13 protein-coding genes are annotated in these 12979 nt (G+C 67.7%); all 13 read left to right on the top strand.

The window, feature by feature from the left end:
• A partial coding sequence (locus tag ACXJKM_RS09365) for a hypothetical protein (protein WP_457351880.1) occupies positions 1-368 on the top strand: 368 nt, incomplete at its 5' end.
• A 67-nt stretch (positions 369-435) separates the two neighbouring features.
• Entirely contained in the window at positions 436-561 is a 126-nt protein-coding gene (locus ACXJKM_RS09360; RefSeq protein ID WP_268795236.1) for a hypothetical protein, read from the top strand.
• Positions 558-935 carry a hypothetical protein gene (locus ACXJKM_RS09355; RefSeq protein WP_457351878.1) on the top strand — a complete coding sequence of 126 codons (378 nt, stop codon included), beginning with the start codon at positions 558-560 and terminating at the stop codon, positions 933-935. Before ACXJKM_RS09360 ends, ACXJKM_RS09355 begins: the two co-directional genes overlap by 4 nt.
• 21 nt (positions 936-956) lie before the next feature.
• Positions 957-2492, top strand: a complete 1536-nt coding sequence (locus ACXJKM_RS09350) for a hypothetical protein (protein ID WP_457351876.1) — start codon at positions 957-959, stop codon at positions 2490-2492.
• Positions 2489-3802, top strand: coding sequence for an MFS transporter (locus tag ACXJKM_RS09345; protein WP_082532456.1), 1314 nt, complete (start codon positions 2489-2491; stop codon positions 3800-3802). Before ACXJKM_RS09350 ends, ACXJKM_RS09345 begins: the two co-directional genes overlap by 4 nt.
• Positions 3802-4548, top strand: coding sequence for a polysaccharide deacetylase family protein (locus ACXJKM_RS09340; protein WP_457322697.1), 747 nt, complete (start codon positions 3802-3804; stop codon positions 4546-4548). The genes ACXJKM_RS09345 and ACXJKM_RS09340 overlap by 1 nt, the downstream gene beginning before the upstream one ends.
• 20 nt (positions 4549-4568) lie before the next feature.
• Complete coding sequence (locus tag ACXJKM_RS09335; protein WP_056193512.1) at positions 4569-5729, top strand: alpha/beta hydrolase family protein; 1161 nt, start codon at positions 4569-4571, stop codon at positions 5727-5729.
• A gap of 122 nt (positions 5730-5851) precedes the next feature.
• A complete protein-coding gene (locus ACXJKM_RS09330) occupies positions 5852-8182 on the top strand; it encodes a bifunctional salicylyl-CoA 5-hydroxylase/oxidoreductase (RefSeq protein ID WP_457351873.1) in 2331 nt (776 codons plus the stop codon).
• Positions 8179-8910 (top strand): SDR family NAD(P)-dependent oxidoreductase, encoded by a 732-nt coding sequence (locus tag ACXJKM_RS09325; protein ID WP_457351871.1) that lies wholly within the window; start codon positions 8179-8181, stop codon positions 8908-8910. The genes ACXJKM_RS09330 and ACXJKM_RS09325 overlap by 4 nt, the downstream gene beginning before the upstream one ends.
• Positions 8910-9392, top strand: a complete 483-nt coding sequence (locus tag ACXJKM_RS09320; protein ID WP_457322693.1) for a MarR family winged helix-turn-helix transcriptional regulator — start codon at positions 8910-8912, stop codon at positions 9390-9392. The genes ACXJKM_RS09325 and ACXJKM_RS09320 overlap by 1 nt, the downstream gene beginning before the upstream one ends.
• On the top strand, positions 9389-10228 hold the full coding sequence (locus ACXJKM_RS09315) for an enoyl-CoA hydratase family protein (RefSeq protein ID WP_457351869.1): 840 nt from the start codon (positions 9389-9391) through the stop codon (positions 10226-10228). Before ACXJKM_RS09320 ends, ACXJKM_RS09315 begins: the two co-directional genes overlap by 4 nt.
• Position 10229: 1 nt before the next feature.
• Complete coding sequence (locus ACXJKM_RS09310; protein WP_457351867.1) at positions 10230-11369, top strand: acyl-CoA dehydrogenase family protein; 1140 nt, start codon at positions 10230-10232, stop codon at positions 11367-11369.
• Positions 11370-11371: 2 nt separating this feature from the next.
• Positions 11372-12970 carry an AMP-binding protein gene (locus ACXJKM_RS09305; RefSeq protein WP_457351865.1) on the top strand — a complete coding sequence of 533 codons (1599 nt, stop codon included), beginning with the start codon at positions 11372-11374 and terminating at the stop codon, positions 12968-12970.
• Positions 12971-12979 lie beyond the last annotated feature (9 nt).

Raw genomic sequence — 12979 nt, 5'->3', positions numbered from 1 at the left:
CCCATCTGCTGAGCGGCGAGAAGCGCGAAGGCGGCCGCTGGCATCGCGAGGTGCATGGCTTCCTGTCGATGCCGCTCTATGCGGCACCGAACAGCGTCATCGCCTGGGGCGCCGAGACCGAGAAGCCGGCCTACGACTACGCCCGCGGCACGGTGCTGCGCGTGTTCGAGCTGGATGACGGCGCGAGCGCGGCCTTCACGGTCGTGGGCGCGGACGGCAGCATTGCGGCGCGTGGCACGGTCAGCCGCCAGGGCGGGCAGTACACGGCGCAGGTCAGCGAGGGTGCGCTGCGCGACTGGGGGCTGGAGGTGGACGGGCGGCGCAGTGCTGTGCAGGCTGAAGGCGCCTCGCTGAGCTGGACGGCCTGACCGGTTTCTGGCCCTCGAGCCGGTGGACGCTCAGGCGTCCACCGGTTCATTGCTTGATGGAGTGACGATGGCTGTGCGTCGTGTTCGAGACCTGCTGCTGATCGCCCGCACGCCTTCACGCGTCTACGCCAAAGGCGTGACACTGAACGTCAACGGCGCTGCCGACTGCATCAACTGGATCGTCTCACCATGAGTCCCCATCTCCGCTGCTTCGTCGCGACCGGCCTGCTGGCCGGCGGCCTTGCGCGGGCCTGGGGCGATGTGAAGGGCTGGGCATGGGTAACCCTAGCCCAGCACCGCATGCGCCTGAGTCAAAATGACAGCGTTGTCGTTCAAACCCGTGTGATGGAGCTTGCTGATGAACTGGTTGCCCGCTGGCGGGGCTCGGCCTACCGCGTGGGCATGCAGGCCAAGGACTATGTCTGGGGCAGCAATGCCGTGCAGCCGGCACGGTCCTATCTGGACCATTTCTGCAGCTATGCCAGCAACGAGGTCGCCGTCAACTGGAATGCGCCGCTGGTCTACGTGTCGGCGGCGCAGCAGGCGCTGACGCCGCGGGCCCGATAAGGCAGACCAGGAGAGCAGACGATGCACCACCGCAGATGGTTGGCGAGGCTGCTGTTGGGACTGCTTGGCTGGAGCCCCTTGGCCTGGTCTGCGTCATGGGTGCTGGCCGAGAGCCCGCATTTCCGCATGCTGGCCCAGACGTCCAAGCGCACGGCCGAGGGCAGGCTGCAGGATCTCGAACGCCTGCACGAGGCCATGCTGCTGACCCTTGGCGCCAGCCAGGGCCTGGCGCGCCCGCCCTTTCCCATCGTGCTCAGCGACGACCCCGACCTCATTGCCCGGGTCCAGCCCTATCTGCGCAACCGTCGCCTGGCGGGGCTGTTCGTTTCGGGCAGCGATGGCGCCCAGGCTTTCGCGGTCAACCATCTCTGGTCGAAGGACTTCACCGGCCAGGTGCTCTTCCACGAGTACGCGCACCGCGTGATGGCTCAGTACGCCCGCATGGCCTATCCCGTGTGGTATGTCGAGGGCTACGCCGAGTACTTCGGCGCGACGCGCATCGCCCCGGACTCGATCGAGATCGGCGCGTTCAATCCCTCGGCCGCGATCCTGGCCCAGCGCCCCTGGCTGCAGCCGGCCAGGCTGCTCAAGCCGAGCTTCCAGTCCACCGGGGACAAGGACATCGACGACAGCTTCTTCGGCGTCTTCTACGCGCAGTCCTGGCTGCTGACCCACTACGTGCTGTCCAAGACCGAGCGCGTCCAGCGCTTCAACGAGTACTTCCGCCGTGTCGCGGCCGGGGAGGACGCGCTGACGGCGCTGGAGCCCGCCACAGGCATAGCGCCCAGCCGCCTGAACAGTGAGCTGCGCAGGCATCTGGACAACCTGTATGTGGCGCAGATCCCGGGTGGCGCGCCAGCCGCGGTGCGCACTACAGAGCTGCCCACCGAGCAGGCCGAGGCCGAATTCGACGGCATGGTCATCGCCTCGCGTCCTGAAGCCGAACATGGCAAGGCCGTCCTGGCCCGCCTGCAGGTGAGCGTGAAGAAGGTCGGCGGCGACCGTGCGCCCGATGTCATGCGCTGGGCGCTGGCGCATGCCGAGATCCGCTATGGCGAGGCGGACAAGGCCTTGCAGATCCTTGCTCCGTGGGCCCAGCAGGAAGCACCGCCCTTTGAAGCCAACCGCCTGCTCGGCTGGGCCTGGCAGGCTGTGGCCGCACAGGCGAACGGCGCCGAACGCACCCAGGCACTGGAACAGGCGCGCGCCTGGCTGATGGCAGCCTACAAGCAGCGCCGCAACGATGCACCCACGCTGTATCAGCTGGCCCGCGTGCTCGGCGTCAAGGGCGTGAGCCCCAGCATGACCAACGCGGCAGACGCCGCCAGCGTGCTGGAGCCCCAGGTTGGCGACTACGTCTACCTCGCCGTCTGGGCGCATCTCGAATCCGGCAACCGCGACAAGGCCCTGCGCGGTCTGCAGTCGCTGGCCAGCAACCCGCACGGCGGCGAGGGCACCGACAGGGCCCGGGCCGCGCTCCAAGCCCTGCAATCCAATCAAGAGGCGTCTGACGTCCTCGCCTTGCTGAACGGCACCAAGAAGCCCACCCCACCATGACTCAATCCATTCGCCACCCATTGACCTGGGTGCCCTCGCTCTACCTCGCCATGGGCCTGCCCAATGTGATGGTGGGGGTCGTCGCAGCCATCATCTACAAGAACCTCGGCATCTCCAACGAGGACATCGCGCTCTATACCTCGCAGATGTACCTGCCCTGGGTGCTCAAGCCCCTGTGGGCGCCACTGCTGGAGGCCTACCGCAGCAAGCGCTTCTGGGTCATCAGCATGGAGTTCACGATGGCCGCCGCGCTCGGCCTGGTGGCGCTGTGCCTGCCGATGGAGGGATTCTTCAAGCTCTCGCTGGCCTTCTTCTGGATCGTCGGCTTCGCATCGGCCACGCAGGACACCTGCGCCGACGGCGTCTTCATGACGACCGTCTCCAAGACCGACCAGGCGCGCTACTCGGGCCTGCAGGGCATGTGCTGGAACATGGGCGCCGTTGTCGCCTCGGGCCTGTTCGTGTCGCTGACGGGCTATCTGCACAACCACATGGCGATGAGCTGGGTGCAGTGCTGGGTCATCGTCGTGCTGATCGCCGCAGCGTCCATGGCCCTCTTCGGCCTGTGGCATGTGCGCGTGCTGCCGCCGGGCGCGCCGTCCACGCTGCACGGCCAAGGCCTGAGCGGCGGCCTGACCGCCACGGCCGAAGCCTGGGTCACCCTCTTTCAGAAGCCGCAGATCTGGATGATGCTGGCSGTCATCTTCTTCTACCGCTTCGGYGAAGGCTTCATCGAGAAGTTCGGCCCGCTCTTCCTGCTCGACAGCATCGCTGCCGGCGGCCTGGGGCTGGACAACGAGTCGCTGGGCCACATCAACGGCACGGTCGGCACGCTGTCCTTCATCGCCGGGGCCTTCCTGGGCGGCTTCTTCGTCGCCAAGCGCACGCTGCCGCGCAGCTTCTTCACGCTGGCCCTGGTGCTCAACATCCCGCACCTGACCTATTTCTACCTGGCCCAGTCGATGCCGACGGACACGACCACCATCGCGGCCATCGTCTGCATCGAGAAGTTCGGCTTCGGCATGGGCTCGGTCGGCCACATGCTCTACATGATGCAGCAGATCGCCCCGGGGCCCTTCCGCATGGCGCACTACGCGATGGCCACCGGCGTGATGGCGCTGACCAAGTGGGGCACCGGCAGCGTCAGCGGCCTGCTGTGGAACTACGTCAATCACCAGTACGTGAGCTTCTTCGGCTGGGTGCTGATCTTCTCCATCCCGCCCGTGGTGCTGGCCTGGCTGGCGCCCTTCCCGCATGACCACGAGGAGGCGGGCGAGTTCGGCGAACCCGCCGCCGTGGCCGGCCACTGATGAGCCTGCTGCTGGCCATGGCCCTGGCCGCCGCCACGTCCGGCCAGCCCGCCCAGCCCGCTCAGCCCGCCTGTGCGGCCGATGCGCTGGGCACGTCGCGCACATTGACGTTCAAGCGCGAGGGCGCGGCCTGGGGCAAGGCGCAACATGCGGCGCTGCCAGGGCTGGCGCCGAAGGAGGTCGTGCTGACCTTCGACGACGGCCCGCGGCCCGAGTCCACACCGCTGGTGCTAAAGGCCCTGGCCGACCAGTGCGTGAAGGCCAGCTTCTTCATGAACGGCGAGCCCATGCGCGCCCACGCCGCCCTGGCCCGCCAGGTGCGCGACGCCGGCCACAGCGTCGGCATGCATGGTTTCCAGCATCTGGCATTCGGTCAGCTGCCCGCACCGGCGCAGATCGCCGACCTGGATGCCATGGTGGCTGCCTACCGTGAGGTGCTGGGCAGCGAGCCGGCGGCCTATCGCTTCCCCTTTCTGGCGGAATCGCCCGTGCTGATGGCGGCGCTGCGCGAGCGCGACATCACCGTCATGTCCGTCGACGCCGGTGCCGAGGACTGGCTGCCCGACCAGACGCCGCAGATGCTTGCGACCAAGCTGCTGGGCCAGCTGGCCAAGAGCGGCGGTGGCATTGTGCTGCTGCACGACGTTCAGGACCAGACGGCGCGGGCGTTGCCCTTTTTGCTGCAGTCGTTGAAGGCCACCGGCTATCGCGTCGTGCACCTGCGCTGGGACGACGTGCCGCGCTGATCGCCTCCCAAAGGAATTCCATGTCTCGCCTGCTGGCCCGATTGCTTCTTCTTCTGGCCACCGGGGGGCTGGCGTGCGCCCACGCTGCCGACTTCGTCGCCCCACCCGGCCCGTACGCGGTCGGCAGCACCAACATGGCGGTCGCCACCAGCGCCGCTGGCGACCGGCCGCTGGTGGACTATCTCAACGGCAAGGTCGACGGGTCGCGCAGCCTGTACGTCGATGAACTGCTGAGCCGCCGCGAAGCCGCACAGCTGCTCAAGGTCACCGTACCGGCCAACGAACCCGGCGCGGGGGCGCTGGCCGGGCAGCAGCTGCCACTGCTGCTCTACGTCCTGTATCCCACCCGCGCCGACAACGCCCGGCCGAACTACGCCTTCCCCTACAAGGACACCGGCGACAACGTCTTCCCGCACATGCAGGCGCCGGGCGAGCGGCCGATTTTTGCGGACTCGGCGGCCAGATACCCGCTCATCGTCTACTCGGGCGGCTACAACACCCACGGTCTCTGGCACCTGGCCCATCTCAAGCAGCTGGCCTCGCACGGCTACATCGTCGTCGACATCTTCCATGGCGATGGCCGCGTCAGCGGCTATGCCGAACCCGTGGCCCTGCGCCGGGTGGCCTTCAAGGCGGCGCTTGACCATGTGCTCAGCCACCCTGACTTTGCCGGCGCGGTGGACACGGCCCGCATCGGCGCCTCGGGCGCCAGCGCGGGCGGCCAGACGGTACTGGCGATGCTCGGCGGCGCCGACCCGGCTGTGCCCGGGCAGTCCTTTCGCGACGCCCGCCTGAAGGCCGGCTTCGGCCTTGTGCCCTTCCTGGGCGCCAGCTTCGGCATCTGGCCCTTCCAGACCCATGCCTGGTCCTTCGGCCGCGACTTCAGCGGCCTTGCCCAGGTCAAGACGCCGTTCTTCGCCGTCTATGCCGAGAAGGACGGTTCGGTCTCGCCCGACAGCGTCAAGGCCGGCGTGCGCCGCCTGGGCGGCCCGGCCTGGGCCGTCGAAATGCCGGGTGAGGGCCACCTCCTCAGCGGGCCTGCCGAACAGGAAGCCACCGCCTGGGAGCTGCTGTTCTTTGACGCCTATCTGCGGGACAACGCGGCGGCCCGGGCGCGCCTCGCCGATGTCAAGCCTCTAGCCGGTGGGCGCGGCACCGTCAACTACAGCAAGCCGCGCTGACGCCGTCGCGCCGCCCCTCCCCACCGCTCCAAGCTGCGGGTTTGTCCGTGGGGTTGCAGTCAAGATAAATGCTTGACGTTTGAACTATCGATTCCTAAAGTGCTACGCAGAAGGGGTTCCCCATGCGTATCACCTGTGTCGGCGGCGGGCCCGCCGGCCTGTATTTCGCGCTGTTGATGAAGAAGGCCGACCCGGCCCACCAGGTCAGGGTGCTGGAGCGCAACCGCGCGGGCGACACCTTCGGCTGGGGCGTCGTGCTGTCCGACCAGACCGTCGACGCGCTGCGCGAGGCCGACGCCGAGACCGCTGAGCAGATCAGCGAGGCCTTCAACCACTGGGACGACATCGCCGTCCACTTTCGCGGCCGCAGCATCGTCTCCAGCGGCCACGGCTTCTGCGGCATCGGCCGCAAGAAGCTGCTGAATATCCTGCAGGCGCGCTGTGAGGCGCTGGGCGTGGAGCTGGTCTACGAGACCGACGTGCTGGATGACGTCGACATCGACGCCGATCTCATCGTTGCCGCCGACGGCCTGAACAGCCGCATCCGCCAGAAGTACGCTGCCACCTACCAGCCCGACGTCGACCTGCGTGCCTGCCGCTTCGTGTGGCTGGGCACCACCAAGCTCTTCGACGCCTTCACCTTCGACTTCCAGCAGACCGAATGGGGCTGGTTCCAGGCGCACGCCTACCGCTTCGACGCCACGCACTCGACCTTCATCGTCGAGGCGCCCGAAGACGTCTGGCGCGCCGCGGGCTTGGAGGACATGAGCAAGGAAGACGGCATTGCCTTCTGCGAGAAGCTCTTCGCCAAGGTGCTGGAGGGCCACCCGTTGATCTCCAATGCCAGCCACCTGCGCGGCTCGGCGTCGTGGATCCGTTTCCCGCGCGTCGTCTGCAAGACCTGGGTGCATCACAACGGGCAAGCGCCTGTCGTGCTGATGGGCGATGCGGCCCACACGGCGCACTTCTCCATCGGCTCGGGCACCAAGCTCGCGCTGGAGGACGCCATCGACCTGGCGCGAGACATCCAGAACCACGGCGACCTGCCAACGGCGCTCGACGCCTACCAGGCCACGCGCAGCATCGAGGTCTTGCGCATCCAGAACGCGGCGCGCAACTCGACCGAGTGGTTCGAGAACGTCGAGCGCCATGCGCGGTTGGCGCCAGAGCAATTCGCCTATTCGCTGCTGACGCGCTCGCAGCGCATCTCGCACGAGAACCTGCGGCTGCGCGATGCGGACTATGTCGGCGAGTTCGAGCGCTGGCTGGCGGCAAAGAGCGGTGTCGATGCTCAGGTGCCGCCGATGTTCACGCCCTTCAAGCTGCGCGGCGTCACGCTGAAGAACCGCGTCGTCGTGTCGCCGATGGCGCAGTACAGCTGTGAGGACGGCATCCCCGGCGACTATCACCTGGCCCACCTCGGCGCCCGGGCGCTGGGCGGTGCCGGCCTCGTTTTTGCGGAGATGACCTGCGTGTCCCCCGATGCGCGCATCACGCCGGGTTGCCCGGGCCTGTGGAACGACGGCCAGGGCGCCGCGTGGCAGCGCATCGTCGAGCATGTGCACACCCACAGCAGCGCCAGGATCGCCATGCAGCTCGGCCACGCCGGCCCCAAGGGCTCGACATGCGTGCCCTGGGAGGGTGAAGACCAGCCGCTGCCCGACGGCAACTGGCCGCTGATCTCGGCCTCGCCGCAGCARTAYCTGGASGGCGTSAGCCAGGTCGCGCGGGCGATGACSCGCGCCGACATGGAYCGCGTGCGCGASGACTTCGTCAGCGCCGCCCGCCGCGCTGCGGATGCCGGCTTCGACTGGCTGGAGCTGCACTGCGCCCACGGCTATCTGCTGTCCGCCTTCATCTCGCCGCTGACCAACCACCGCGACGACGACTACGGCGGCTCGCTGGAGAACCGGCTGCGCTATCCGCTCGAAGTCTTCACGGCGCTGCGCGAGGTCTGGCCGCTGGACCGGCCCATGTCCGTGCGCATTTCGGCTCACGACTGGGTGCCGGGCGGCACGACGCCCGAGGACGCAGTGACCCTCGCTGCCGCATTCAAGGAAGCGGGCGCCGATCTCATCGACGTGTCGTCCGGCCAGGTCAGCAAGGCGCAAAAGCCCGTTTACGGCCGCATGTTCCAGACGCCGTTCGCCGAGAGCATCCGCAACCGCGTCGGCATCGCGACCATGGCCGTCGGCGCCATCTCCGAGGCTGACCACGTCAACAGCATCATCGCGTCGGGGCGCGCCGACCTCTGCGCCATCGCGCGGCCGCACCTGGCCAATCCAGCGTGGACTTTGACCGAGGCCGCGCGCATCGGCTACCGCGGGCCTATCGGACTGGAATGGCCAAAACAGTACCTGTCCGGCAAGAGCCAGCTGGAGCGCGAATTCGAGCGCCAGCGCGCAGGCAATGTGGCCGCAGCCGAGCAGGCGAACAAGGCGTTGGGTGTATGAAGCACGCAGTGGTGACGGGTGGAGGAAGCGGCATCGGCGCCGCGGTGGCGAAGCGGCTGCTCGCGGACGGCATGCGCGTCACGCTAATGGGCCGCAACGAAGATCGCCTGCGCAGTGCACAGGCGGCGTTGGGTGATGTGGCCATCCAGATCTGCGACGTCGGCAACGAGGACAGCGTCACCGACGCCTTCGCTGCCGTGGGCGACGTGGACATCCTCGTCAACAACGCCGGCCAGGTCGAGACGGCGCCGCTCGCCCGCACCTCGCTGGAGCTGTGGCAGCGCCTGCTCAACGTCAACCTCACCGGCAGCTTCCTGTGCAGCCGCGCGGTGCTGCCCGGCATGCTGCTGCGCAAGGAAGGTCGCATCATCAACGTGGCCAGCACGGCGGCGCTCAAGGGCTATGCCTATGTGGCGGCCTACTGCGCGGCCAAACATGGCGTGCTGGGACTGACGCGGGCGATGGCGCTGGAAGTGGCGGCCAGGGGCGTGACGGTCAACGCGGTCTGCCCGGGCTACACCGAGACCGACATCGTCGCGAATGCCGTCGACACCATCGTCGCCAAGACCGGCCGCACGGCCGAGCAAGCGCGCACAGAGCTGGCCAAGGTGAACCCGCAGGGCCGCTTGATCCAGCCCGAGGAAGTGGCGGACACCGTGGCATGGATCGTCGGCAACGGCGCCATCAACGGCCAGGCCATTGCCGTCTGCGGCGGGGAGACGATGTGATGTCGGCCACCGAGTCCGATCTCGAAACGCGTCTTTCGGAAGACGACCACCAGGCCCTCAGGCTCTGGCTGCGCCTGCTGTCCTGCACAACCCGCGTGGAAGACCAGATCCGCCAGCGCCTTCGCGCCGATTTCGGCACCACGCTGCCGCGCTTTGACCTGCTCGCCCAGCTCGAGCGTCATCCCGACGGGCTGACGATGCGCGAGCTGTCCAAGCGGCTGATGGTGACGGGCGGCAATGTCACCGGCATCACCGACCAGCTCGAAGCCGAAGGTCTGGTGCTGCGCGAGACCCGCGCCGACGACCGCCGCAGCTTCATCGTCAAGCTCACGCCGCAGGGCCGCCGCCAGTTCAAGCGCATGGCCGCCACGCACGAGGGCTGGATCGTCGAGCTGTTTGCCGGCTGGACGCCCGCGCAGAAGACCCAGGTCCACGAGCTGCTCGCGCAGCTGAAAACCCATTTGGCCAAGGATGCCGCATGACCCCCTATCTGACTTCCGGCAACAGCCAGAGCCTCGCCGGCTACAGCCCCGAGCACTTCGTCTGGCAGCAGCAGGGCGCCGTCGGCGTCATCACGCTGAACCGGCCGGAGCGCAAGAACCCGCTGACCTTCGAGTCCTACGCCGAGCTGCGCGATCTGTTCCGCCGGCTCAGCTATGTCGACGACGTGAAAGCCATCGTCATCCAGGGCGCCGGTGGCAACTTCTGCTCGGGCGGCGATGTGCACGAAATCATCGGCCCGCTGACCGGCATGAGCATGCCCGACCTGCTGGCCTTCACGCGCATGACGGGCGATCTGGTGAAGGCCATGCGTGCCTGCCCGCAACCCATCGTCACGGCCATTGACGGCGTCTGCGCCGGTGCGGGCGCCATCATGGCGATGGCGTCCGACCTGCGCGTGGGCACGGCGCGCAGCAAGACGGCCTTCCTGTTCACCCGCGTGGGTCTGGCCGGCTGCGACATGGGCGCCTGCGCCATGCTGCCGCGCATCGTCGGCCAGGGGCGGGCGTCGGATTTGCTCTACAGCGGACGCAGCCTGGGTGGCGAAGAGGCGCTGTCCTGGGGTTTCCTGAACCGCTTGATCGCGCCCGAGCAACTGTTGAATGAAGCGACGACCTGGGCTGGCGAGATTGCCGCCGGCCCGAGCTTCGGCCACGCCATGACCAAGCGCATGCTGCATCAAGAGTGGGCCATGGGCGTGGACGAGGCCATCGAATCCGAGGCCCAGGCCCAGGCCATCTGCATGATGACCAAGGACTTCCACCGCGCCTACGAGGCCTTCGTCGCCAAGCAGAAGCCAGTCTTTCAGGGCGATTGAAATGCAGCACCTCGACTGGCCCTTTTTCGACGCCAAGCACCGCGAGCTAGCGAGCGCGCTGGATGCGTGGTGCGGTGAGCACCTGCAGCATGTCGACCATGACGGTGACATCGACGCGCAATGCCGCAGCCTGGTCGCTCAGCTCGGCAAGGCTGGCTGGCTGAACCATGCCGTGGCAGGTGAAGGCCAGGCCATCGACACCCGCGCCATCTGCCTGATCCGCGAGACGCTGGCCAAACATGACGGCCTGGCCGACTTCGCCTTCGCGATGCAGGGCCTGGGCTCGGGCGCCATCTCGCTGCAGGGCACGCCGGCCCAACGCGAGCGCTATCTGCCGCGCGTGGCGCGTGGCGAGGCGCTGTCGGCCTTCGCGCTGTCTGAGCCCGAAGCTGGATCGGATGTCGCGGCCATGCAGTGCAGCGCCACCGAAGACGGCGACAGCTATCTGCTGAACGGCGAGAAGACCTGGATCTCCAACGGCGGCATTGCGGACTTCTATGTGCTGTTCGCGCGCACCGGCGAAGCGCCCGGTTCACGAGGCCTCTCGGCCTTCATCGTCGACGCCGACCTGCCGGGCTTCGACATCGCCGAACGCATCGACGTCATCGCGCCGCATCCGCTGGCTCGCCTTCGCTTCACCAACTGCCGCGTGGCCAAAAGCCAGATGCTGGGCGCGCCCGGCGAGGGCTTCAAGTTGGCCATGCGCACGCTGGATGTCTTCCGCACCTCCGTTGCCGCCGCAGCCTTGGGCTTTGCTCGCCGCGCGCTGCAGGAAGGTTTGAATCAGGCCAAGTCCCGCCCCATGTTCGGTGCGCGCCTGGCCGACCTGCCGCTGACGCAAGCCAAGCTCGCCGACATGGCCTGCACGGTGGACTCATCGGCCCTGATGGTCTACCGCGCCGCCTGGCTGCGCGATCAGGGCAAGACCATCACCAAGGAAGCCGCCATGGCCAAGCTGATGGCGACCGAGGGCGCCCAGCAGGTCATCGACGCCGCCGTGCAGCTCTTCGGCGGCCGCGGCGTGCGCCGGGGCGAGATCGTCGAATCCCTCTACCGGGAAATCCGTGCGCTGCGCATCTACGAGGGTGCCAGCGAAGTGCAGCAACTGATCATCGGTCGCGAACTTTTGAAGCAGGCTTGAGCATGTTTCCAACCGCCCACCTGGATACCTTCGCAAGAGACCATCTCCCGCCGCAGGACCAGTGGCCGGAGCTGGTGTTCGACCTGCCCGAGCTGCAATTCGGCCCCAAGCTGAACGCGGCGACCGAGCTGCTGGACCGCTGGGTGGAGCAGGGTGATGGCGACCGGCCCTGCGTGCAGGGCGCCGGTGTCCGTTGGACCTATGCCGAGTTGCAGGCCGAGGCCAATCGCATCGCCAACGTGCTGGTCAACGAACTCGGCGTCGTGCCCGGCAACCGCGTGCTGCTGCGCGGCGCGAATACGCCGCAGCTGGCAGCCTGCTGGTTCGCCGTCATCAAGGCCGGCGCGATTGCCGTGGCGACGATGCCGCTGCTGCGTGCGATCGAACTCGGCAAGGTCATCGCCAAGGCCGAGGTCACACATGCGCTTTGTGACGCAGCGCTGGCCGACGAACTCGCCGCGGCGCAACTGCAGAACCCCATGCTGCGCGGCATCTGCCACTACCGCAGCAGCGAGCCCGATGGCCTTGAAGCCCGCGCCGCGCGCCAGCCGGCCTGGTTCACCAACGTCGACACCGCCAGCGACGACTGCGCGCTGATTGCCTTTACCTCGGGCACGACCGGCCAGCCCAAGGGCACGATGCATTTCCATCGTGACGTCATCGCCATCTGCCGCTGCTGGCCGGTGCACTGCCTGCGTGCCCAGGCCAGCGACGTTTTCATCGGCAGCCCGCCATTGGCCTTCACCTTCGGCCTTGGCGGCCTGTTGCTGTTCCCGATGAGTGTGGGCGCGTCGGCCGTGCTGCTTGAAAAGCCCGCGCCCGATTTGCTGCTCGCTGCAGTTGCGGCGCACCGCGCGACGGTCTGCTTCACGGCGCCGACGTCCTATCGCGCGATGGCGCCGATGGTGGGTCAGCATGACCTCTCGTCCCTGCGCAAATGCGTCAGCGCCGGTGAGGCCTTGCCCGCTGCGACGCGCGCGCTGTGGAAACAGGCCACCGGCATCGAGTTGCTCGACGGCATCGGCGCGACGGAGCTGCTGCACATCTTCATCTCCCATACCGAAGTAACCGCCAAGCCCGGCGCCACCGGCAAGCCGGTGCCCGGCTATCAGGCCTGCATCCTCGACGATGGTGGCCAGCCCCTGCCGGCGGGCAAGGTCGGCCATCTCGCCGTCAAGGGCCCGACGGGCTGCCGCTATCTCGCCGACGAGCGCCAGCACCAGTATGTGCAGGACGGCTGGAACCTGACCGGTGATTCCTACCTGATCGACGCCGATGGCTACTACGTCTACCAGGCCCGCACCGACGACATGATCATTTCGGGTGGCTACAACATCGCCGGCCCCGAGGTCGAGGCCGCGCTGCTCAGCCACCCCGCCGTGGCCGAATGCGCGGTCATCGGCGTGCCGGACGAAGAGCGTGGCCAGTTGGTGAAGGCCTTTGTCGTGCTGCGCGCGGGCCATGCCGGTGACGTGAAAGCGCTGCAGGAGCATGTGAAGGCCACCATCGCGCCCTACAAATACCCGCGCGCCATCGAGTTCCGCGAGAACCTGCCGCGCACCGAGACGGGCAAACTGCAGCGCTTCAAGCTCAAAGCCTGACCGCCCCTT

The organism is Roseateles sp. P5_D6 (assembly GCF_054049415.1).
This window is presented reverse-complemented; position numbering and strand designations above follow the sequence as displayed.